This is a genomic window from Pseudomonas sp. 3JA (assembly GCF_036961705.1).
In the GTDB taxonomy this organism is placed as follows: Bacteria; Pseudomonadota; Gammaproteobacteria; order Pseudomonadales; family Pseudomonadaceae; genus Aquipseudomonas; species Aquipseudomonas fluorescens_Q.
Genome location: NZ_JBAMDJ010000063.1, coordinates 1 through 23,061, shown reverse-complemented (window position 1 = coordinate 23,061; position 23,061 = coordinate 1). Strand labels below are relative to the sequence as shown.

The window sequence follows — 23,061 nt, the reverse complement described above, 5'->3', positions numbered from 1 at the left end:
TCAGGCGCCGGTCCTGCGCACCCGGTATCGCTATGTGGAATTGCCGCCGCTGGAGAACACCCTGGATGAAGGCGACTTGCTCACGTCCAGTGAAGTGCTATTGGAGGTTCGGGGGGCTGTGGAAACAGAGCAGCATAAAAGCCTTTTTGATTATTTTGACGCGCCCAAGGAGGCCTTTTTCCATGGCCGAGCCCTCCGACAATCCGAGCTGAGAAATAGCTGCACTACAACCACGGAGTTTTCTTACAGGAAGGTCATTGGAGCGCAAGGTACTGAAGTGTTGCAGACCCTGGAAACCCTGACAGGCTTCGATCATGGTGGGCCGGACCGAAATGGTAAAGCCCGGAATGTGCAAAAAATCGTCACCTCACAACATTCTTTGATTCATGGTCAGGTGCTGCTCAGTCGCGACGACAACGATGTTGAGATTGCCACGACTTATGATGCGCTCCAGCGAGTGACCAGTGAAACCGTGGCGCCGAAAACCGAGTTCGAAGCCACGCGTTTTTACACCTACCTCCTGACCTCACTGGATGGTCAACAGGCAATGCAGTTGCTCACCGACGTCAAGGGTGTGCAGACCCGAAGTTTTTTCGATGGCCTGAACAGGGTGATTCGCGAGGATCGTCAGGATGTTGATACTGACCCTGTTCGCAGGCCATGGCGACAGATCTATGCGGCTCAGCATGATGCCCTTGAGAACCTGATCGAAGAGACCGAATTCGATTGGCTGGAGACCCAAACGTTACCGCTGGTCAGCGCCTATGAGTTTGATGATTGGGGGCAGCAGTTCTGCGTGACAGGCCCGGACGGGATCAAGGCGTTCGAGGTAACCGATCCGATTGGTAACAGGGTTGTTCCGATTGTATGTGCCTGGCGTCAAGGTCCTGGAAATGAGCCTTTGCGTACAGGGGTGGAAAAGACATGGTTGGGCAAATTCGAAAAGCCAGATCGTGTCGAGCGCCTTGATCTGTCAGAGCAAGTGATCAGCGTGCATCGCTATGATTATGACGGCCTAGGTCGCACGTTGCGAGAGACCGATGCGCGAGATGCCGTCACCGAGTATGGCTACGATGCCTACGACCGGATGACTGTGACTGTTTTGCCCGATAAGGCGCAAGTCGTACGTGCCTATGCTGAGCACAGCAGTGCGGACCTGCCCACGAAGATCTGCGTAGATGACGTGGTTTTAGGTGAGCAGTGTTTCGATGGGCTTGACCGTATGATCCTGTCAGATACCGGCGGTCGTATTCGTCACTTGTTGTACGAACCTGGCCAGGCCCAGCCAGCCTCGATAATTACCGCTTCCGGGCAGGAGATTCTCTACGAATATGTGCCGCAATTGGGTGAGGAGCCAAAGCGCCGGCGTTTGCCGGGCAGTGATTCCAATTATATTTATGACAAGCAGAACGCTCGCTTGCTGAATTGCGAGGAAAGTGGGCTAGAGCTGACGCGAGAGTATTTCAGCAACGGAGAGTTGAAAAGCGAAACACGCCGTGAAAGCAGCCAGCAATACCAGATGAGCTATGTCTACAGCTTTCGTGGCCGGCTATTGCGCTACACCGATGTGTTAGGTCAGACCCAGCGCTACGATTATGATTTAGACAAAGCAGGCCGTTTGAAGTCGACTCGGCTTGGCACGACCTTGTCGCAATTCACTTACGATGATCTGGGGCAGATTCAGGTCATTGAAACCCAGGACGAGGTGCAAGGATTGCAGTTGCGCATTACCCTGGAGTACGACGCGTTTGGCCGTGAGGTGCTGCGCAAGTTTGACAGTGGAGGCTGGCACCAGGAATTGCTGCAAGAGTACAACGCGGTGGATGCGCTGGAGCATCGTTGTTTGAGTGAAGGTACCGAGATCTTGCGTGATGAACATTATGAATATGATTTGCGAGGCCGTTTAACCAAGTACCTCTGCACGGGTACCCAGCCACCGATTGATCCCTATGGCAAGGCGATCGAGCAGCAGACGTTCAGGTTCGATAAATTGGATAACCTGACCCGGGTGCTTACGTACTTTCCGGGCGATCGCAACGACGCCAATTACTTTTTCGAGACCAGAGATCCGGCGCAACTAAGCAGGGTGACCAACAGCCATGATGATTATCCCCAAGAGATTCCCCTTCATTACGACGCCGATGGCAACATAACCTGCGATGAATGGGGGCGCCGGTTGGATTATGACGCGTTAGGGAGACTGGTTACAGTCAGTGGCCCGTCGGCTGAGCTCCCTGCTGACTTATAGCTATGACCCAGTCCAAGCAATAAGCATCACGTCAATAACGGAGACGATGGGAGGAGGGTGAGTGTTGGTTATGGTTATAGGGTAGTGATTTTAAAAAAGCTCGCGCAGCTTATTTATGTGTATCCCGTTTTCGAATGAGTCGGATGGCGTCTCGACTGCCGAGACGCCATCGAAGCGATCAAATCAACCCCCGCTCCCGCGCAATTTTCCCCGCCAAATGACGCGAGCTGACACCGAATTTCCGACGGATATTATTGAAGTGATAATTGACGTTGGCCTCGCTGCAATCGACGATCACGGCAATCTCCCAGGAGGATTTGCCGGCCTCGCTCCACTGCAGGAACTCTCTTTCCCTGTTTGTCAGTCGGATGGTTGGAGGCTGTTTGCTCTCCAGGGGTTGAAGGTGGGCCTGGTATGGCGATGAGCTTCTGGAAACAGCGACAGTGTGGTGCATGAGGAATCTCCCATTCATCATCATTGATGGCGTGGGGGCGGCGCAATCTACCTACGGCTGGATGGCATGGTTCGCACGGCCCTTCTTCAGGCCCTGGACAGGGCTGGAGGCACGGGTTCGTTATAGCTCGATTCAAACCGTCTGAAACCTGTCAGACATGACAGGTGATGGACGTTGGGTGATGAGTGGTTGCGCAGGATGTTATCTATAACTTATTGATATTTATTGTTTTTATTCGGGGTTTGGTGGGCTCCTTGAGGCGAGGGGATTTATCCCCGTTGGGCTGCGCAGTAGCCCTAACACCAGTCACCGCGGTGTGTCAGGCTGACCGCATCCAGCCCATAAGGGGCTGCTGCGCAGCCCAGCGGGGCGGTGCGACGTTTCGCTAAATCCCCTCGCCACAGGGTTCTATGTTTCTCCATTTAAAATTTGCATTCAGCCAATCACGGGTATATACACGCACCATGCTTCCTTCCCAATGCTTGTGCATCAACCTGCGTCGTGCCGCGCGTGGCGTCAGCAGGTATTACGACGGCGCCCTCGACGGCTTCGGGATCAACGTTGCCCAGTATTCTCTACTGAACAACCTGGCGCGCCTGGACCAACCGAGTATTTCCTCCCTGGCCGAGGCCATGGGTCTGGATCGCAGTACCCTGGGGCGCAACCTGCGGGTGCTCGAAGGCGAGGGGCTGGTGGCGTTGGCCGAGGGCGACGACTTGCGTAACCGCATCGTCGTGCTCACTGACGCGGGGCACGCCCGGTTGGCGGCAGCACTGCCGGCCTGGGAAGCGGCGCAGCAGAAACTGATTGATAAGCTGGGCGCCGAAAAACGTGCGACCTTGCTGGCCTTGCTGGATGAACTGGCGTGAAGCCGGTTCGTTCGATGATAAGTGGGTATATACCCGCGACCGGAGAACAAGAATGACATCGATGTGGCGTACCTGTGGTTGGGTCCTGGTGGGCAGCGCGCTGATCCTGGCGTTGTCCCTGGGCGTACGGCATGGCTTCGGCCTGTTCCTGGCGCCCATGAGTGCCGAGTTCGGCTGGGGCCGTGAGGTATTCGCCTTCGCCATTGCCTTGCAGAACCTGATCTGGGGCTTGGCGCAGCCATTCACCGGCGCGCTGGCCGACCGCTTCGGTGCGGCGAAAGTGGTGTTGATCGGCGGTGTGCTGTACGCGTTGGGCCTGGTGTTCATGGGCATGGCCGATTCGCCATGGTCCTTGTCGTTGAGCGCGGGTCTGTTGATTGGCATTGGCCTGTCGGGCACGTCGTTCTCGGTGATTCTGGGTGTGGTCGGGCGGGCCGTGCCGCCGGAAAAACGCAGCATGGGCATGGGTATCGCCAGTGCCGCCGGTTCCTTCGGCCAGTTCGCCATGCTGCCCGGTACGCTGGGGCTGATCGGCTGGCTCGGTTGGTCGGCGGCCTTGTTGGCGCTGGGGCTGCTGGTGGCGTTGATCGTGCCGCTGGTGAGCATGCTCAAGGACGCGCCGTTGCCGGTCGCCGGCCATGAGCAAACCCTGGGCGAAGCCTTGCGTGAGGCGTGCAGCCATTCCGGGTTCTGGCTGCTGGCGATTGGTTTTTTTGTCTGCGGTTTCCAGGTGGTGTTCATCGGCGTGCATTTGCCGGCGTATCTGGTGGACCAACATCTGCCAGCCAGCGTCGGCACCACCGTGCTGGCCCTGGTCGGGTTGTTCAATATCTTCGGCACTTACACGGCCGGCTGGCTGGGCGGGCGCATGTCCAAGCCACGCCTGCTGACCGGGTTGTACCTGGTGCGGGCGGTGGTGATCGGCTTGTTCCTGTGGCTGCCCGTGACCACCACCACGGCGTACCTGTTCGGCATGGCGATGGGCTTGCTGTGGCTGTCGACGGTACCGTTGACCAACGGCACGGTAGCGACCTTGTTTGGTGTACGAAATCTCTCGATGTTGGGTGGGATCGTGTTCCTGTTCCACCAGTTGGGTTCGTTCCTCGGTGGTTGGTTGGGCGGGGTGGTGTACGACCGCACCGGCAGCTACGACTTGATCTGGCAGGTGTCGATCCTGCTCAGCCTGTTGGCGGCGGCGTTGAACTGGCCAGTACGTGAACGTCCGGTGGCTCGCTTGCAAGTCCAGGCTGGCGCAGCATGAGTCGCATCGGTCCGTGGTTGATCGCTGCCGGTGCCGGCCTGCTGCTGGCGTTCGCCTGGTGGGGCTGGCATCAGGGCGGATTGGCCTTGATGCAGTTGGGCATGGGCAACTGCTGACAATGGACGGCGTCGGACGCTGCGAGTAACGTCTTGGTCTGACGTGCTTTTAAGGAAAATCGACATGTTGATGCGCTGGTTTGCTGTTCCCGCCCTGTTACTGGCTGTGACCGGGCAAGTCTGGGCCGCTGGTTGCCCACCGTTGCTGGAGGGTTCGTTGCCCAAGCTACGGGCCAAGGAAACCATCGATCTGTGCCAGCGCTTCGCCGGCAAGCCGCTGGTGGTGGTCAATACTGCCAGCTTCTGTGGGTTCGCCCCGCAATTCAAAGGTCTTGAGGCGCTCAACCAGCGCTACAAGGACCAAGGGCTGCAAGTGCTGGGTGTGCCGTCCAATGACTTCAAGCAGGAGTCCAAGGACGGCGCTGAAACCGCCAAGGTCTGCTACGTCAATTACGGCGTGACCTTCACCATGACCGAACCACAACCGGTGCGCGGCGCGGATGCCATCCCGTTGTTCAAGCACTTGGCCGAACAGTCCGGTGCGCCGAAGTGGAATTTCTACAAATATGTCGTGGACCGACAGGGCAAGGTCATCGCCAGTTTTTCCAGCCGGACCAAGCCCGATGATCCTGAGTTGATCAAGGCTGTAGAAGCGGCCATCGCTTCGAAACCCTGACCGCCAGCCACGGAAAAGCCCCGGCTCTTTGCAGAGTGCGGGGCTTTTTTCGTTTCTGCGGCGAGGCGTTCAGCTTCGCCGTGCATCATCAGAAGCGGTAGGTTGCACCGACACCAAAACCGTTGGCGCTGTTTTCGTATTCAGCGTTGTAGGATTGGTTGAGAGCGTTGCTGCCACTGACTTTGACTTTTTCTTCCTTGAGGTAGGAATACGCCACGTCAATGGTCAGGTCGTCGGTTGGGCTCCAGCCGGCACCGAGGCTGAAGATGGTCCGGTCGCCAGTAGGGATGCGTGGCGAGCGGTCGGCGTTGTTGGTGGGCGCCTGGTCGAAAGACAGGCCGGTACGCAGTACCCACTGTTTGTTCAACTGGTAGGAAGTCCCGATGGCGTAGGCCCAGGTGTCGTGCCAGTTTTGTTCTTCGGTGATGGTGCCGAGAGACGGGTTCAGTAAACCACCGCCGCTGCTGGTGCCTTCGTTTTCCACCGTGATTTCTTTCAGGCGGCTCCAACGAGTCCAAGTGCTACCGGCGTAGACGGTCCAGGCATCATTGATTTGTTGAGTGACCGAAAAGTCCACCGACTCAGGCGTGGTGATGTCCAGCGAAGCGTCGTAGCGACCGTCGGTAAGCAGGAAGGCAGGCATCCCGGCGCCCGGGTTCACTTCAGTGTGGCCTTCAAGCTTGTACTTGACCTTGGAATGGTAGGTCAAGCCGACACGAGTGGTGTCGGTTGCCTGGACCAGCACGCCGACATTATAGCCGTAGCCAATGTCGTCACCCTTGATCTCTACGCCGGCCTCGGGCAGGCCCGGTACGCCCAACTGCGATTCCAGGGAGCCGGAAATACGGTTGATGGTCGGGCCGAAACCGATCGATACCTTGTCGTTGAAGGCATAGCTGACGGTTGGCTGGAAAGTGACGACTTTCACTTCGCTCTTGCTGCCGAAACTCCGACCCTGGAAGCCGTTTTCATAATCGGTGATCAAACCAAACGGTGCGTAGACACCCAGGCCGAAAGCCCACTGATCATCGATAGGCTTGACGTAATAGCCCATCGGAACGCCGGTCAGCGGGACCATGTCACCCTTGTTGGTGCCGGACTGGGTGCCGCTGGCATCGTTGATATCGGTGGAGGCATCAATGGCGGCGAAGCCACCGGTGACTTGCTGGCGCTTGAGGCGCGACATGCCGGCAGGGTTGCCAAAAACGGTGCTGGCGTCATCGGCAATGGAAGAACGACCTGCGAAACCAGTGCCCATGCCACTGATGCTTTGTTCGTTCAAGGCAAAGCCACTGGCGAAAAGTTGGGTGGATGCCAAGGTGACGGCAAGGCCGAGGGTGGTTTTGAGCATGATTTTTTTCATTGTTAGAACTCCTGATGATCACCGGGGCGAAAATTACCAACATTTTCGTGCAAGCGCTATAGCCCGTATCGCTTGATTTAGAGGGGTTTTGTAGGACAATCCGACCAGATTCGCGACCGTTGCAGGAAGTTTCCAAATTTCCCATCAGCAAGCGACCTGATTCAGTGATGAAACACAGCTTCGCCAGGCGCAGGTGAAATCTCGCAGGCGCCCTTGGGGGTGGAAGGTTTGTCGCCAGATGCGGGCCATGCCAAGCAGGTCATCGGCTTCGGGAAGCGGAGTGTTCTGTTCCTCCACCAGCAGCCAGGCAATGGCAGTGGCATAGCGCAGGTTGACGGTCAATTCCAGGTGCGGACCGCTGAGAAAGGCGTGCTGGCTGGCCAGGCCGCGTACCAGGCTGGCACGTTCTGGGTCCAGCGCCAGGTAATGGTCCCAGAGTGCCTGGTGTCGGGGCTCGGTAATGCGATACAGGCCATGCCCGCGGCGATCATGCAGGGCTGAACCCAGGGCGGACTGGCTGGCGGCAATACCCAGCAACAAGGATTCCGCCGTTGCACTGTGACGCTCAAGGTAGAGGAGCGTCGGGCGGATCACATATCGACACAGTTCGCTGGCAGCGATACCCATAAAACCCTCGAAGTGTGAAATGGGCGGAGCCTGAAGAGTGTGGGCTTGGCAGCGGTGGATCGGTCCAGGCCCCGCCGGAAGCGGATCATGCCGCTTGAGTTGAAGTGTAGTGTCATATTTGCGTTGTAAAGGCCTGTTTTTAAAACATCTTCAACGAACGGTTATAACTGTTATATCCCTTGGTACTTACGCCGTTTCGCTTAATCGAGAAATTCCAGGCAATAAAAAACCCCGCTTTTGGGGCGGGGCCTTTGGGGTTTCAGCCTTTCTGGCGTCTCAGGCAACCAGTGCCTGACGAGTACGCTCGATCACGGCCTGCAGCGGCTCGGCGCTGGAGTACTGATCGGGGTACAGGCGTTCGCTGTGACGGGCGATGCCGTGTTCGTTGACCAGGGTGAAGCTGAAGCAGCCTTTGCGAGCGGCCATGATCAGGCAGTTCATCGGGGCAAAAGCGTTGGTTAGGGTGCGGATAGCATCCTGTGCGTGGATTTGAGTGGACATGTTATGGGTGTTCCTGCAAATGACACGGTTAAGAACCGTGCAACGTTAAAACGTTCCAGTAACGTCGACCACCATTGGTCGAACGAAGAACCCGACTGGAACAAAGCAGCCAGTTTGAGCGCTATATGAAGTGCGCGCTTGGGCTGGCAGGTAGGTACTTAGGAGGGCAGGCAACACATCAAGGGCAAAGGTTCTGGGCCCGGGGTGAAGATCCTGATCAATTTTGCAGGTTGGTTCGGTCAGAGTAAGGAGCCTGGCAACACCCTTTGCATTCGATCAAAGGCTGTGTTGACGCAAGGTTTACCTGGAAACCATCGAGGGGGCCGGTCTCCTTTTTTCGGTGAGGCGTCCTTTGAAGGATGGCTGACCGTGGAGATGTGTTCGACCCGGAATTGACTTTCAGCTTGGTACTAACGCCGCGGATACTAACGGATCGAACCCGTGAAGGGAAGGGCGTTGGCTAAAAAATATTCAAATGGGCCATAAGAGAAAGGCCAAACCATGACTGTCTGTACCGCGGACAGGATGGACACGGACCCCCGTGGCGAGGGAGCTTGCTCCCGCTGGGGCGCGAAGCGGCCCTGCTTTTGGGGCTGCTGCGCAACCCAGCGGGAGCAAGCTCCCTCGCCACCGACATAGCACAGGATCCCGAGGACTGCGGTGCATCCAAGCCACTGTTGCGCTGGGCAGGGCATCAAGGTTATCCCCAGGTTCCTGCTGTCAAACGTACCAAAAAATCGCAGCCTTATAACCCGTTCGGATGGTATTTGTGCACACTTGCGACGCGGCTTGTCACCGAACTGTCATGCGCGAACAATCCGGGGTGGGTGCCTGCATCCAAAATTTAAGTCAATGAAAAACATCGCTTTTTTTTACTGGTGAAAAAATCGTCAGTTTGAGCGCAGGCCCCGTTCCACAGGGCTTTGCGCGAGTTCAGGGGGGGTTGTCCACTGAGTTATCCACAGCTTCTGTGGATTGTCCCAAGCGCTTGCTCTAGCACGGGCGTGCCGGTTTTTTTCGGCTTTACCCGTACGAAAAAAGGAGTAGAGTGGCGCGCCTTCCGATCTATCCCACAGTGTTTTATGAAGTTTCGCTCCGTATCAAATCCTGTTACCTCCACACCCCCGGGTGTTACCCCACCCAAGCGTATTTCCATGCGGGTGGCTGAGTGGCTGCTCGACAGCCCGCGACTGGGAGATAGCCCTAGCGTCAAGCACTTGGCCGGCCGTTTACTCAAGCAACCGGCCCGCGAAGGCGTGGTGGCCGCGCAAAGTCGCCTCGGACAATTGATGTGCCGTGAATGCGGCAACGCCCGGGATCGTCGCATCGGCCAGGACCTGCTGCGCCAGGCCGCGCGGGCTGGCGATGATCGAGCCCGCCGGGCCCTCGGTGAAATCGAAGGCTGAAAACGAAGACCGAGCTGGGCAACCCCCGACCGCTTGGTTAACCTTCGGGCTTTATTTGATCGGCAGGAATTGTCATGGCTATGGATTTGACCAGCCTGTTGTTTGGCCTGGCGGGCGCTGCGGTGCCGTTGCTGGCACTGGCCTGGCACTTGCAACGCCAGGCCGCCGCGGCGCAGACCGAACTGGCCCTGCTGGAAGAGCGCCTGGCCACGGCCCACATGGCCCACGATGGCCTCAATGCCCAGCTTGATGCCTGCCGCGATGAGATCAGCGACCTGAGCCAGGCGAACGCCGCCAAGCAAGCCGAGCTTGCCGCAGCCTGTCGTGAAGTGGAGTTGTTGCAGATCGAGCGCGACAACGCCCGGGATGCGGTCCACGCCTGGAACCTTGAGCGCGCCAACAAGGAAGCGGAACTGCGGCGGCTCGATGCCCAGGCGGCGTCGTTGCATGCCGAACTTCGCGAGCAGCAGGAAAGCCATCAGCAACGTCTGGATGATCTGCAAGGTTCGCGCGACGAGTTGCGGGCACAGTTCGCCGAGCTCGCCGGAAAAATCTTCGATGAGCGTGAGCAGCGTTTCGCCGAAACCAGCCAACAGCGCCTGGGCCAGTTGCTCGATCCGCTGAAGGAGCGCATCCAGTCCTTCGAAAAACGTGTCGAAGAAAGTTATCAGGCCGAGGCCCGGGAACGTTTCTCCCTGGGCAAGGAGCTGGAGCGCTTGCAGCAGTTGAACCTGCGCCTGAGCGATGAAGCCACCAACCTCACCCGTGCCCTCAAAGGCCAGAAAACCCAGGGTAACTGGGGCGAGTTGATCCTGGAGCGGGTACTCGAACATGCCGGCCTGGAGAAGGGCCGTGAATATCAGACCCAAGTCAGCCTCAAGGGCCCGGACGGCGAGCGTTTCCAACCAGACGTGTTGATTTACCTGCCCGGCGACAAGCAAGTGGTGGTCGATTCCAAGGTCAGCCTCACGGCCTATCAGCAGTACGTGGCCGCCGAGGACGACGCCATTGGCCAACACGCCCTCAAGCAACATGTGGCATCGTTGCGTGCCCACGTCAAAGGCTTGGCCGGCAAGGATTACAAACGCCTGGACGGTCTGCACAGCCTGGATTTCGTGTTGCTGTTCGTGCCGATCGAAGCGGCGTTTTCCGCCGCCCTGCAAGCCGAGCCGAACCTGTTCCAGGAAGCCTTCGATCGCAACATCGTGATTGTCAGCCCGACCACGTTGCTGGCGACATTGCGGGTGATCGACAGCTTGTGGAAGCAGGAACGCCAGAGCCAGAACGCTCGGGAAATCGCCGAGCGAGCGGGGTGGCTGTATGACAAGTTCGTGCTGTTCATCCAGGACCTGGACGAGATCGGCAGTCGCCTGCAGCAACTGGACAAGGCCTACAGCGCAGCGCGCAACAAGCTGACCGAAGGGCGCGGTAACCTGATCAGTCGCAGTGAACAGCTCAAGCTCCTCGGTGCCCGGGCGAGCAAGAGTTTGCCCGCCGATTTGCTCGAACGGGCGATGACCGATGCGGATGGGCTGCCTGAGTTGCCTGAAGAAACGGTAAAAACCCAGGATTAATGAAACCCTTAAGCTTGATGCAAACCCCTGTGGCGAGGGAGCTTGCTCCCGCTTGAGTGCGCAGCACTCACAAAAAGGGGCTGCTGCGCAGCCCAGCGGGAGCAAGCTCCCTCGCCACAGGGGCCACCTATATCCCTCGAGTTCCCTACAACGGCAAATGCCGACTCAACAACGCCCGCAGTGCCGCCGGCTTCACCGGTTTGGCCAGGTAATCCAGGCCCGCCGCATGCACCTGGGCAATCATTTCGGGCCGGCCGTCGGCGCTGATCACCACGCCCGGGATCGGTTCACCCATGCGTGTGCGCAGCCAGGCCATCAGTTCGGTTCCGGTCTCGCCATCGTCCAGGTGAAAGTCCACCAAGGCCAGTTGCGGTCGTCCGCCCTGGGCAAGCCAGCGCTCGCATTCTTCCCGGTTACGCGCGGTCCAGACCTGGCAACCCCAACGGGTCAGCAGGCTGTCCATGCCGATCAGGATGCTGTCTTCGTTATCGACACACAGCACCTGCGCGCCGCTGGGTAAGTGACCGTTGAGTTCGGCCACCGGGCTGGGGGCGACGGCCTGGGTGCTGGCCAGCGGTACGCTGACGCTGAACACACTGCCGCGCCCCGGCCAGGAACGCACGCGCAAGGTATGGCCGAGCACGCGGCACAACCCGTCGGCGATCGCCAGGCCTAGGCCGAGGCCTTTTTCGGCGCGGGTCTGGTGGCTGTCCAGGCGTTTGAATTCTTCGAAGATGACCTGCTGTTTGTCTTCGGCGATGCCAGGTCCACGGTCCCAGACTTCCAGGCACAACTCCCCCTTGCGCCGTCGCACGCCCAGCAGCACCGGCCCCTTGGCGTAGCGGAAGGCATTGGTCAGGAAGTTCTGCAAAACCCGGCGCAGCAACTTGATGTCACTGTCGACCCGTAACCGCGAACCGCGCACCCTGAATTTCAGGCCTTGTTCCTGGGCCAGCGCGGTGAACTCGGCGCCAAGGGTATCGAACAGTTCGTTGAGGACGAATGGCTTGCGCTCGGGATTGATCTTGCCGTTTTCCAGGCGGGAGATGTCCAGCAGGTCGGTGATCAGGTCTTCGGCCGAACGCAGTGAGCTGTCCAGGTGATGCACCAGTTGTCGGGCTTCCTCCGGCAAGCCTTCGTGCTGGTGGGACAGCGCGGCAGAGAACAGTCGCGCGGCGTTGAGCGGTTGCATCAGGTCGTGGCTGACCGCCGCCAGGAACCGGGTCTTGGATTGATAGGCCGCTTCGGCGGTGCTCTTGGCTTCGGTCAGGGCCAGGTTCAGCTGTGACAATTCCCGGGTGCGTTCGGCCACCCGTTGCTCCAACCCCTCGTTGGCTTCGGTCAGCGCTTGTGCGGCCTCACGGAAGGCGGTGATGTCGGTGAAACTCATGACGAAACCGCCACCGGGCATCGGGTTGCCGATCAGCTCGATCACCCGACCGTTGGGAAACAGTCGTTCAGAGGTATGGGCGCGGCCCTGGCGCATCCAGTGCAGGCGTCGGGCAACGTGCACTTCGGCTTCGCCTGGGCCACAGAGGCCACGTTCGGCGTTGTAGCGGATGATATCGGCAATGGGCCGGCCAACACTGATCAAGCCGTCCGGGTACTTGAACAGTTCCAGGTAGCGACGATTCCAGGCCACCAGCCTGAGGGACTGGTCGACCACGCTGATGCCCTGGCTGATGTTCTCGATGGCGCCTTGCAACAGCGCGCGGTTGAACTGCAGCACTTCCGAGGCTTCGTCTGCGATCCGGACGACGTCTTCGAGCTGCATCTCCCGACCTTCAATGGCGGCCTTTACCACAGCCCTTGTCGAAGAGGCCCCGAGTACACCGGCCAGCAGGCGTTCGGTGTGGGCGATCCATTCGCTGTCGGCATTCTGGGTCGGGTTGAAGCCTTTGCCCTGGCGGTAGGCAAAGCGAATGAAACTCTGCCGCGCCCGTTCCTCGCCGACGAAGCGCGCGGCCAGCTGCAACAGGTCTTCGATGTGCACCGCCAGCATTGAGCGGGGGTTGGGGCGGGCGCTGATTTCCTGGCCGATGAAACGTCCGGCCTGCCAGTGTTCCGACACGCGTGTGCGCGACAGCACGGACACCCAGGCAAACAGCGTGAAGTTACCGGCCAGGGACAGGACCACCCCTTGAGTCAGAGGGGTAATCGGTAGGTTCAATGGATTGCCGTGCAACCAGGCCAGGCCGGGGAAGCTAGTGAGCGACCAACCAAGGCTGTGAGCGGCGATCGGCAACACCAGGGTGTAGAACCACAGGAAAATCCCCATGGCGAGGCCGGCGAACACACCGCGGCGGTTCGCCTGTTTCCAGTACAGCGCGCCGAGCATGGCCGGGGCCAGTTGGGTCACGGCGGCGAAGGCGATCTGGCCGATAGTCGCCAGGCTCGCCGTCGAACCCAGCAGCCGGTAGCTGACGTAGGCCAGCAGCAGGATCACGACGATGCTCACCCGCCGCACCGAGAGCATCCACTGGCGGAACACTTCGAAGGGCCGCTCGGCGTTGTTGCGGCGCAGCAGCCACGGTAACAACATGTCGTTGGAAACCATGGTGGACAACGCCACGCTGGCCACGATCACCATGCCGGTAGCCGCCGAGGCGCCGCCAATGAAGGCCAGCACCGCCAGGGCCGGGTGGGCCTGGGCCAGTGGCAGGCTGATGACGAACGAATCCGGCAGTACCGAACTGGGCAGCATCATTTGCCCGGCGAGGGCGATGGGCACCACGAACAGCGCGGCCAGGGCCAGGTAGGCGGGGAATACCCACTTGGCCAGGCGCAAATCCTGGGGCTCGATGTTCTCCACCACGGTCACGTGAAACTGTCGCGGCAAACAGATGATCGCCATCATCGCCACCCCGGTCTGCACCACCATGGACGGCCAGTTGATGGTTTCTTTCCAGTATTGCTCCAGCCGTGGGGCGAGCATGGCCTGGTTGAACAGGTCGTCGAAGCCGTCGTACAGGCCGTATGTCACGAACGCGCCTACCGCCAGGAAGGCGAACAGCTTGACCAGGGATTCGAAGGCAATCGCCAGCACCATGCCACGGTGGTGTTCGGTCGCGTCCAGGTTGCGCGTACCGAATACGATGGTAAACAGCGCCAGGATCAGCGAGACGATCAGCGCGGTGTCCTGGGCGCGGGTGCCCATGGCATCGGCACCGGCACCGATCAACAGGTTCACCCCGAGCACGATGCCCTTGAGTTGCAAGGCGATGTACGGCAACACGCCCACCAGGCAGATCAGTGCGACCACCACTGCCAGGGATTGGGACTTGCCGTAGCGAGCGGCGATGAAGTCGGCGATGGAGGTGATGTTCTCCTGTTTGCTGATCATCACCATTTTCTGCAGAACCCACGGCGCCAGCACCAGCAGCAGGATCGGCCCGAGGTAGATCGGCAGGAACGACCAAAGCTGCTCAGCAGCCTGGCCCACGGCGCCGAAGAACGTCCAACTGGTGCAGTACACCGCCAGCGACAGGCTGTAGACCCAGGCGCGCACCCGTGGCGGCAGCGGCGTGCTGCGCCGGTCGCCGTAGAAGGCGATGGCGAACATGATGGCCATATAGGCCAGGGCGACAACGGCGATCAGCCCGCTGGACAACGACATGGAAACTCCCCAACAAAGACACCGGGACTTGAGCCCGGCAGGACAGTCTCGCACGCCCGCTCGGGTTCGTCAGTGTCGACCAAGGTCGAGGCGTGGCGGGGTGTCGCGGGTTGCGGTAAACACGGGGCGATGAGGTGTTTGGACGGGCCTCATCGCGGGCAGGCTCGCTCCCACAAGGGACCTGGGGTGAATACAAATCCATGGTTCACCCAGATCAAATGAGCGAGCCTGCTCGCGAAGGCGGCCTTACTCACCCAACGCAATATCCACCAACCGATGCAACTCCTCGACCCCCAGCGGCGCGCTAGCAAAGAGGATGCGAAACACCGTCGGCGCCACGATCACATTGATCAGCCGTTCGACGCCTGGATTGGGCTCATCGGGATAGCGATCCAGAATGATCTGCAACTGACGGCTGATGATCCCTACGCAATACCCTGGGGTGGCGCAGGCCTGGATGTCGCGCATCATGTTGCGACCGGGCTCGGAACTCATTTCGTCCAGGTACTGTTCGGCCCAGGCGAGCAGGTCGCCGCGCAGGCTGCCGGTGTTGGCGGGGTCGCTGTCGGGGCGCAAACGAGCGATGGCGACGTCGGCCAGCAGCGCCGGCAGATCACCCCAGCGCCGGTAGATGGTGGACGGCGTCACGCCAGCGCGCGCAGCGATTTGCGGCACGGTCAGGGTCGCGCGGTCCTGCTCTTGCAGCAGGTCGCGGACCGCCGAATGAATCGACTCTTGGACCCGGGCGCTTCTACCGCCTGGGCGTAAACCTTCTTTAATCGCCATGCGTCAGACCTTAACACAAAGAATTTGCTTTAAGCGCATGCGGGTAGCACACTCCGCAAAAGCAAAAAATTAGCTTTTGCGAATACTCCTGTGGAGCGTGCCCATGTCCCGTCCAGCTTCGACCCGCGCCAGCCTGATATTCCTGGCGCTTACCTTGCTCGGTTTTCTCGCCGCGTCCAGTGCGCCGACGCCGTTGTACCACCTCTACCAGGAACAATTGCAATTTTCCCCGGCCGTCCTGACGCTGATTTTCGGTGTGTACGCCTTCAGTCTGCTGGCGGCTTTGCTGACGGTGGGTTCGTTGTCGGATTACTTGGGCCGCAAACCGGTGATTTTCGTGGCGCTGTTGCTCAATATGCTGGCGATGCTGCTGTTCATCAGCGCCGACAACGTTGCCTGGTTGATCAGTGCCCGATTGATCCAGGGATTTGCCACCGGCATGGCCACCAGCGTGCTGGGGGCTGCCTTGCTGGATTTCGACCGTCGCCAAGGCCCATTGATCACCAGTGTCGCACCGCTGTTGGGCATGGCGTGCGGGGCGCTCGGTTGCGGCCTGCTGGCGGAATTCGCGCCGCGGCCTTTGCAACTGACGTACTGGATCCTGCTCGGGTTGTTCCTGCTCCAGGCTGTTTATATCTGGCGCCTGGCGGAGAGCGTCAGTCCGCAGCCTGGCGCCTGGCAGTCACTGCGTCCGACCTTGCATGTGCCAATCCAGGCGCGGCGCGCCTTGTGGTTGATCCTGCCGCTGAACCTGGCGGCCTGGGCGGTGGGCGGCTTTTATCTGTCCCTGGCACCTTCGCTGGTGCGGGCCGCGACGGGATCGACGTCCAACCTGATTGGCGGCGCGCTGGTGGCGGTGTTGACGCTTACCGGCGCGCTGTCCATTTATACGCTGCGCAACCAGGGGGCAGACAAGATGCTGCGTCTGGCCGCCAGCCTGTTGGTGATTGGCCTGGCGCTGGTGTTGCTCGCGGTGCACGGCGCCAGCTTGCCGTTGTTCTTTGTCGGCACATTGGTCACTGGCAGTGGTTTCGGCGCCGGGTTCCTGGGGGCACTGCGCAGCATCATGCCGCTGGCCTTGCCCCACGAGCGGGCCGGCTTGATGTCGGCGTTCTATGTCCTCAGTTACCTGGCCTTCAGTCTTCCATCGCTGTTGGCCGGGAACCTGACACGGGTATTCGGGTTGATTCCGACCACCGATGGCTATGGCGCGGTGCTGATCGTGTTGTCGACAGGCGCCTTGCTAGGGCTGTTGCGTCAATCTGTAAAACCACTGGGCGACGGGGTTCGACCTTGAAAGTGTTGAATGCAGACGCCGCCTTGGCGGTTTTGCGCTAGCCTGGACGCCTCTGCATTTATTTTGGTCGATTGCTTTTGAAAATTATCCGCAGCAAATCCTTCACCGGGGACCGCGCCTGGGCGGCGCTGGATATCGCCAACATGAATGGCATCACCACGCGCCTGCACTGGACCGATCAACCGTATAAATGGCACGTCAATGACGGCGAGGAAGTCTTTGTGGTGCTCGATGGGCAAGTGCGGATGTGCTATCGGGAAGAGGGTGTCGAAAAGGAGACCTTGCTGGAGGCCGGGGACATTTTCTACGCCTCGGTGGGCACTGAACATGTGGCCAGGCCGTTGGGCGAAGCGAGAATCCTGGTGATCGAGACCGAGGGCAGTGTCTGATAGTTATCTGTGAAACCGATAACAGATAGAGAAATTACCCGTTATATAGATATTCGATCCGGCTCTAGCATGGCTCCACCCTCATCCGAGGACAGGAGTTCGTCATGACATGCTGCGCTGCAAAAAACCGCTTGCGTCCATTGAGCCATTTGCCCAGGCCGCTGGAGGCTGTTCGCCAATTCACGCCTAACTGGTTTGCCGTGGTGATGGGCACCGGTGTGCTGGCGTTGGCTTTGGCGCAATGGCCCGGAAACGTACCGGGCCTGCGCTTACTCGGTGAAGGGTTGTGGTTGTTCAACATCCTGTTGTTCGTGGTGTTCGCCGGCTTGTACACGGCTCGTTGGCTGTTGTTCTTCGACGAGGCGCGGCGGATCTTCGGCCACTCCACGGTTTCGATGTTCTTCGGCACCATTCCCATGGGGCTGGCGACCATCATCAACGGCTTTTTGGTATTCGGGCTGCCGCGCTGGGGCAACGGTGTGGTGCCGTTGGCCGAAGCGTTATGGTGGATCGACGTGGCCATGTCGCTGGCCTGTGGTGTGCTGATCCCATTCTTGATGTTCACGCGCCAGGAACACCGCATCGACCAGATGACCGCCGTGTGGCTCTTGCCGGTGGTGGCCGCCGAAGTCGCGGCGGCCAGTGGCGGGCTGATGGCGCCGCATCTGGCCGACGCTCATGGGCAACTGGTCATGCTGGTGACCAGCTACGTGCTCTGGGCCTTTTCCCTGCCGGTGGCGTTCAGCATCCTGACGATTTTGCTGTTGCGCATGGCGCTGCACAAACTGCCTCACGAAAACATGGCCGCCTCGAGCTGGCTGGCCCTCGGCCCGATCGGCACTGGCGCCCTGGGCATGTTGCTGTTGGGCAACGATGCCCCACTGATTTTTGCCGCCAATGGCCTGTCCGGCGTGGGCGAAATCGCCGCCGGGTTGGGCCTGATGGCTGGTATCACGCTGTGGGGGCTGGGGTTGTGGTGGATGTTGATGGCGCTGCTGATCACCGCGCGCTACTTGCGCGCAGGCATTCCCTTCAACCTCGGCTGGTGGGGCTTTACCTTTCCCCTGGGCGTGTACGCGTTGACCACGTTGAAGCTTTCGGACCTGCTGAGCCTGGGTTTTTTCAGCGTGTTCGGCGCTGTGCTGGTGGCGATGCTGGTGGTGATGTGGCTGATCGTCGGACGGCGTACGGTGCAGGGCGCCTGGCACGGTGAGTTGTTTGTGTCGCCCTGCATTGCAGGGCTGGCGAAATAATCGCTAAAGACAGGTAATGTGTGGCCTGGATCGAAAAACGTTCATTCCAATAAGCGTCCACGCCACTGTAGGAACATGGAAGATGAGTCACCCTTCGCAGTTCACCTTGCTTCGCACGCGGCGTTTCCTGCCGTTCTTCATCACGCAGTCCTTGGGCGCGTTCAACGACAACATTTTCAAGCAGTCGCTGATCCTCGCCATCCTCTACAAATTGACCATCGAGGGGGATCGCTCGATTTGGGTCAACCTCTGCGCGCTGCTGTTTATCCTGCCGTTCTTTCTGTTCTCGGCGCTGGCGGGGCAGTTCGGGGAAAAATTCGCCAAGGACGCGTTGATTCGCCTGATCAAGCTCGGCGAAATCGTCATCATGGCGGTGGGTGCAGTAGGGTTTCTGTTCGATCACTTATCGCTGATGCTGGTGGCGTTATTCGCCATGGGCACGCATTCGGCGTTGTTCGGCCCGGTGAAGTACTCGATCCTGCCCCAGGCCTTGCGTGAGGAAGAGTTGGTCGGCGGCAATGGCCTGGTGGAAATGGGCACCTTCCTGGCGATCCTGGCCGGCACCATAGGCGCCGGGATCATGATGTCCTCGGCGCATTACGCACCCGTAGTGTCCACCGCGATCATCGGCGTTGCCGTGCTCGGTTACCTGGCCAGCCGCAGCATTCCGCGCGCGGCCGCGGCCTCGCCACAGATGCGCCTGAACTGGAACATCTTCAGCCAATCCTGGGCCACCCTGAAACTGGGGTTGGGGCAAACCCCGGCAGTGTCCCGTTCGATTGTCGGCAACTCCTGGTTCTGGTTCGTCGGTGCGATCTACCTGACGCAGATCCCCGCCTATGCCAAGGAGTGGATGCACGGTGACGAAACCGTGGTGACCTTGATCCTGACGGTGTTCTCGGTGGGGATTGCCTTGGGTTCGATGCTCTGCGAAAAGCTGTCCGGGCGCAAAGTCGAGATCGGCCTGGTGCCGTTCGGCTCGTTCGGGCTGACGGTGTTCGGCCTGCTGTTGTGGTGGCATTCCGGTGGAATCCCCGACAGCGTCGATGGCCATGGTTGGCTTGAAGTACTCGGTTTCGGTCACGCCTGGCTGGTATTGATCGACATCCTGGGCCTGGGGGTCTTCGGTGGTTTCTACATCGTGCCGCTGTACGCCTTGATCCAGTCGCGCACCGTCGAAAACGAACGAGCGCGAGTGATCGCTGCCAACAACATTCTCAACGCCTTGTTCATGGTGGTTTCGGCGATTGTCTCCATCGTCTTGCTGAGCCTGGCCAAGTTGTCGATCCCGCAGTTGTTCCTGGTGGTGTCGCTGCTGAACATCGGCGTCAACGCCTACATCTTCAAGATCGTCCCCGAGTTCAGCATGCGTTTCATGATCTGGCTGCTGAGCCATTCCATGTACCGCGTGGAGCACCGCAACCTGGAGGCGATACCGGATGAAGGGGCTGCGCTGTTGGTGTGCAACCACGTCTCCTTCGTCGATGCCTTGCTGATTGGCGGCGCGGTACGTCGGCCGATTCGCTTCGTGATGTACTACAAGATCTACAACCTGCCAGTGCTGAATTTCATCTTCCGCACCGCCGGGACGATCCCGATTGCCGGGCGCCAGGAAGACATTCACATCTACGAAAAAGCCTTCAAGCGAATCGCCCAATACCTGAAGGACGGCGAGCTGGTCTGCATCTTCCCTGAAGGAAAACTGACGGGCGACGGTGAGATCAATGAGTTCAAGAGTGGGCTGACACGCATCCTCCAAGAGACCCCGGTGCCGGTGATTCCCCTGGCGCTGCAGGGGTTGTGGGGCAGCTTCTTCAGTCGCGACCCGGCCAAAGGGCTGTTTCGTCGGTTCTGGTCGCGGGTGACGCTGGTGGCGGGTTCGGCGGTTGCGGTGGAAGTGGCAGAGCCGGCGAAGTTGCAGGCGTTGGTGGGGGAGTTGCGTGGGACTGTCCGATAGGTTGAAACCTGTGGGAACGAGCTTGCTCGCGATAGCGGTCTGCCAGTGACAGCGATATCAGCAGGCAAATTGCAATCGCGAGCAAGCTCGCTCCCGCAGGTCAATTCAGGCGCTGACCTTGAGCCCTACCAGCCCGACGATGATCAAGGCGACACTGGCCAACCGAACCAGCGCCATCGACTCACCGAACAGAATGATCCCGGCGATCACCGTGCCCACGGCACCGACCCCGGTCCAGATCGCATAGGCCGTGCCCAGCGGCAGTTCCTTCATTGCAAGGCCGAGCAGGCCGAGGCTGATCGCCATGGCGGCGATTGTCAGTGCAGTGGGGAGAGGGCGGCTGAAACCGTCGGTGTATTTCAGGCCGACCGCCCAGCCGACTTCGAACAGGCCGGCAAAAAACAGAATGATCCAGGACATCACACACCTCATCGATGGATGGGGTCGTCCCCGGATAACGATCGCTCTAGCGTTGCGGGGTCGTCCCCGCATTGGGCGCAAGAGTGCCCAATGCTGACGAGTCGGTCAAGATTCTCCTTCAGTCCGCCGCTTGACGGGCCTGTGGTTCACGGTCCTGTTTTTCGCTCATGCGCCGGAAGTATGTCGAGAGCAGGGCCCCGGAAATGTTGTGCCAGACGCTGAACAGCGCGCTGGGTACCGCCGCCAGTGGCGAAAAGTGCGCGCTGGCCAACGCCGCGCCCAGGCCGGAGTTCTGCATGCCGACTTCCAACGACAAGGTCTTGCGCTGAGCCAACGGCAGGCTGAACAAACGCCCGGTGAAATACCCCAGTAGATAACCGAAGCTGTTGTGCAGTATCACAATGGCCATGATCAGCAGGCCGGATTCGGCGATCTTCGCCTGACTGGCCGCTACCACCGCCGCCACAATGATCACGATGCTTACCACCGATATCAGCGGCAGCACGTCTATGGCATGACGAACCCGGGCACCCAGCAGGCGTTGGGCAATGATGCCCAGCGCGATCGGTACCAGTACGATTTGCAGGATCGACCAGAACAGCGCCGAGAACGACACCGGCAGCCAGGCCGAGGCCAGCAGCCAGATCAGCGCTGGGGTCAGCAGAGGGGCAAGCAGGGTGGTGATGGCGGAAATCGCCACGGCCAGGGCCAGGTCACCGCGCGCCAGCCAGGTCATGACATTGGACGACGTGCCGCTCGGGCAGCAACCCACCAGGATCACACCGACGGCGATCTCCGGCGGCAGGTTGAAGACTTGGCAAAGCAGCCATGCCGTGCCGGGCATGATCACGAATTGGGCAACCACCCCCAAGGCTACGCGGCCAGGATGGCGGGCCACTTCAGCGAAGTCTTCCAGCTTGAGCGCCAACCCCATGCCGAACATCACCAGGCCCAGCAGCGGCACGATGGCGATTTTCAGGCCGACAAACCACTGCGGTTGCAGGAATGCCAGTACCGCGAAAAACAGCACCCAGTAAGCGAAGGTATTGCCGACAAAGCGACTCAATGCAGCCAATGCGCGCATGACCTGATCCTTATTATTAAGAACACCACAAAACCCAATGTGGGAGCGGGCTTGCTCGCGAAAGCAGAGTGTCAGTCAACATCATCGTTGAATGTCAGTCAGTCTTCGCGAGCAAGCCCGCTCCCACACTAGAGATCAACAGCCTTTAGATCCCCTGCGGAATCTCTTCCCCACCCAAGGCTTCAACCAGCGCCGGCAGGAACTCGCCGAACGTCAACATCATCAGCGTGAAACTGGCGTCCAGTTGGCCAAGGGCTTCGTCGCCTCCGTCCTGTTCCGCCTGGTCCTGCAGCAGGTCTTCGAACTTCAGGCGCTTGACCACCATCTTGTCGTCGAGCACGAACGACAGCTTGTCCTGCCACGCCAGGGACAGTTGCGTGACGACCTTGCCGGTGTTCAGGTGCAGCTGGATTTCGTCGCTGGTCAGGTCCTGGCGCTTGCAGCGCACGATGCCGCCGTCTTCGTGGGTGTCGCGCAGTTCGCATTCATCGAGCACGAAGAAATCGTCCGCGGCTTTCTGGGTCTTGACCCAGTCGGTCATGGTGGCGGTCGGGGCCATTTTTACCGTCAGTGGACGTACCGGCAGCGAGCCGATCACTTCGCGCAGGGTAGACAGCAGGTCTTCGGCGCGTTTCGGGCTGGCGGAGTTCACCAGGATCAGGCCCTGTTTCGGCGCGATGGCGGCGAAGGTGGACGAGCGACGGATGAACGCGCGCGGCAGGAACGCCTGGATGATTTCATCCTTGAGCTGGTCCCGTTCCTTTTTATAGACCTTGCGCATTTGCTCGGCTTCGATCTCTTCGACCTTTTCCTTCAGGGCATCACGCACGACGCTGCCCGGCAGGATGCGTTCTTCCTTGCGCGCGGCGATCAGCAAGAAATCCTGGCTGACATGCACCAATGGCGCGTCTTCGCCTTTGCCAAACGGCGCGACGAAACCGTAAGTGGTCAACTCCTGGCTTGCACATGGACGCGCCAGTTTGGTGGCCAGTGCAGTTTCCAACGCCTCGGCATCAAAAGGCAGATCTTGGGTCAGGCGATAGATAAGCAGGTTTTTGAACCACATGGGGTGAGTCTCTCCTTTATACAAAGGGGGGCATTATTCTCTTCGCGGCGCCATAGGCCAACCCTTCGCTAAGCCTTTGGAAGGCCTGAAAAAATTAATTTAAAAAGTGCTTGCCAGCTTAAAGAGTGCTCCGTAGAATGCGCGCCACACCGAAAGCG

The 23,061-nt window shown here is 59.6% G+C and carries 19 protein-coding genes; 10 read left to right on the top strand and 9 right to left on the bottom strand.

Annotated elements, in window-relative coordinates; translation table 11 throughout:
• On the top strand, positions 1–2,248 hold a 2,248-nt coding region (locus tag V7773_RS29005), incomplete at its 5' end, for an RHS repeat domain-containing protein (protein ID WP_442963500.1).
• 178 nt (positions 2,249–2,426) lie between these two features.
• Here the strand turns inward: V7773_RS29005 and V7773_RS29000 are convergent.
• On the bottom strand, positions 2,427–2,702 hold the full coding sequence (locus V7773_RS29000) for a response regulator transcription factor (protein WP_336076352.1): 276 nt from the start codon (positions 2,700–2,702) through the stop codon (positions 2,427–2,429).
• Positions 2,703–3,166: 464 nt separating this feature from the next.
• Here V7773_RS29000 and V7773_RS28995 point away from each other — a divergent pair, with 464 nt between their 5' ends.
• From V7773_RS28995 to V7773_RS28985, 3 genes are all read left to right on the top strand, one after another.
• A complete protein-coding gene (locus V7773_RS28995) occupies positions 3,167–3,571 on the top strand; it encodes a MarR family winged helix-turn-helix transcriptional regulator (RefSeq protein WP_072348667.1) in 405 nt (134 codons plus the stop codon).
• A 52-nt stretch (positions 3,572–3,623) separates the two neighbouring features.
• Entirely contained in the window at positions 3,624–4,832 is a 1,209-nt protein-coding gene (locus V7773_RS28990; protein WP_092145314.1) for an MFS transporter, read from the top strand.
• A gap of 180 nt (positions 4,833–5,012) precedes the next feature.
• Positions 5,013–5,564 (top strand): glutathione peroxidase, encoded by a 552-nt coding sequence (locus V7773_RS28985; protein WP_063324772.1) that lies wholly within the window; start codon positions 5,013–5,015, stop codon positions 5,562–5,564.
• An 88-nt stretch (positions 5,565–5,652) separates the two neighbouring features.
• On the opposite strand, the gene V7773_RS28980 is transcribed toward V7773_RS28985, so the two are convergent.
• From V7773_RS28980 to V7773_RS28970, 3 genes are all read right to left on the bottom strand, one after another.
• On the bottom strand, positions 5,653–6,927 hold the full coding sequence (locus V7773_RS28980) for an OmpP1/FadL family transporter (RefSeq protein ID WP_063324773.1): 1,275 nt from the start codon (positions 6,925–6,927) through the stop codon (positions 5,653–5,655).
• Between the two features lie 144 nt (positions 6,928–7,071).
• Positions 7,072–7,554 (bottom strand): hypothetical protein, encoded by a 483-nt coding sequence (locus V7773_RS28975; RefSeq protein WP_063324774.1) that lies wholly within the window; start codon positions 7,552–7,554, stop codon positions 7,072–7,074.
• A 276-nt stretch (positions 7,555–7,830) separates the two neighbouring features.
• Positions 7,831–8,055, bottom strand: a complete 225-nt coding sequence (locus V7773_RS28970) for a hypothetical protein (RefSeq protein ID WP_003204606.1) — start codon at positions 8,053–8,055, stop codon at positions 7,831–7,833.
• Between the two features lie 1,082 nt (positions 8,056–9,137).
• Here V7773_RS28970 and V7773_RS28965 point away from each other — a divergent pair.
• Positions 9,138–9,461 (top strand): sel1 repeat family protein, encoded by a 324-nt coding sequence (locus V7773_RS28965; RefSeq protein WP_072348674.1) that lies wholly within the window; start codon positions 9,138–9,140, stop codon positions 9,459–9,461.
• 188 nt (positions 9,462–9,649) lie between these two features.
• Positions 9,650–11,035, top strand: a complete 1,386-nt coding sequence (rmuC, locus tag V7773_RS28960) for a DNA recombination protein RmuC (RefSeq protein ID WP_336076353.1) — start codon at positions 9,650–9,652, stop codon at positions 11,033–11,035.
• Positions 11,036–11,180: 145 nt separating this feature from the next.
• On the opposite strand, the gene V7773_RS28955 is transcribed toward rmuC, so the two are convergent.
• Both V7773_RS28955 and V7773_RS28950 read right to left on the bottom strand, forming a co-directional pair.
• A complete protein-coding gene (locus V7773_RS28955) occupies positions 11,181–14,651 on the bottom strand; it encodes a hybrid sensor histidine kinase/response regulator (protein WP_336076351.1) in 3,471 nt (1,156 codons plus the stop codon).
• 246 nt (positions 14,652–14,897) lie between these two features.
• Positions 14,898–15,437 carry a TetR/AcrR family transcriptional regulator gene (locus V7773_RS28950; RefSeq protein WP_336076350.1) on the bottom strand — a complete coding sequence of 180 codons (540 nt, stop codon included), beginning with the start codon at positions 15,435–15,437 and terminating at the stop codon, positions 14,898–14,900.
• A gap of 103 nt (positions 15,438–15,540) precedes the next feature.
• Between V7773_RS28950 and V7773_RS28945 the strand changes: the two genes are divergently transcribed.
• The 4 genes from V7773_RS28945 to V7773_RS28930 all read left to right on the top strand — a co-directional run bounded on the left by V7773_RS28945 (position 15,541) and on the right by V7773_RS28930 (position 20,333).
• Positions 15,541–16,734, top strand: coding sequence for an MFS transporter (locus tag V7773_RS28945; protein WP_336076349.1), 1,194 nt, complete (start codon positions 15,541–15,543; stop codon positions 16,732–16,734).
• A gap of 77 nt (positions 16,735–16,811) precedes the next feature.
• On the top strand, positions 16,812–17,123 hold the full coding sequence (locus V7773_RS28940; protein WP_018604299.1) for a cupin domain-containing protein: 312 nt from the start codon (positions 16,812–16,814) through the stop codon (positions 17,121–17,123).
• 104 nt (positions 17,124–17,227) lie between these two features.
• Positions 17,228–18,376, top strand: a complete 1,149-nt coding sequence (locus V7773_RS28935) for a TDT family transporter (RefSeq protein ID WP_336076348.1) — start codon at positions 17,228–17,230, stop codon at positions 18,374–18,376.
• 82 nt (positions 18,377–18,458) lie between these two features.
• Entirely contained in the window at positions 18,459–20,333 is a 1,875-nt protein-coding gene (locus V7773_RS28930; protein ID WP_336076347.1) for an MFS transporter, read from the top strand.
• Between the two features lie 105 nt (positions 20,334–20,438).
• Here the strand turns inward: V7773_RS28930 and sugE are convergent, their stop codons facing one another.
• From sugE to rdgC, 3 genes are all read right to left on the bottom strand, one after another.
• Positions 20,439–20,753, bottom strand: coding sequence for a quaternary ammonium compound efflux SMR transporter SugE (gene sugE / locus V7773_RS28925; protein ID WP_025215015.1), 315 nt, complete (start codon positions 20,751–20,753; stop codon positions 20,439–20,441).
• Positions 20,754–20,871: 118 nt separating this feature from the next.
• On the bottom strand, positions 20,872–21,837 hold the full coding sequence (locus tag V7773_RS28920) for a bile acid:sodium symporter family protein (RefSeq protein ID WP_336076346.1): 966 nt from the start codon (positions 21,835–21,837) through the stop codon (positions 20,872–20,874).
• Between the two features lie 145 nt (positions 21,838–21,982).
• The gene (gene rdgC, locus V7773_RS28915) at positions 21,983–22,903 is read right to left on the bottom strand and encodes a recombination-associated protein RdgC (protein WP_063324783.1); all 921 of its coding nucleotides are present in this window, start codon (positions 22,901–22,903) and stop codon (positions 21,983–21,985) included.
• Between the last annotated feature and the right edge of the window lie 158 nt (positions 22,904–23,061).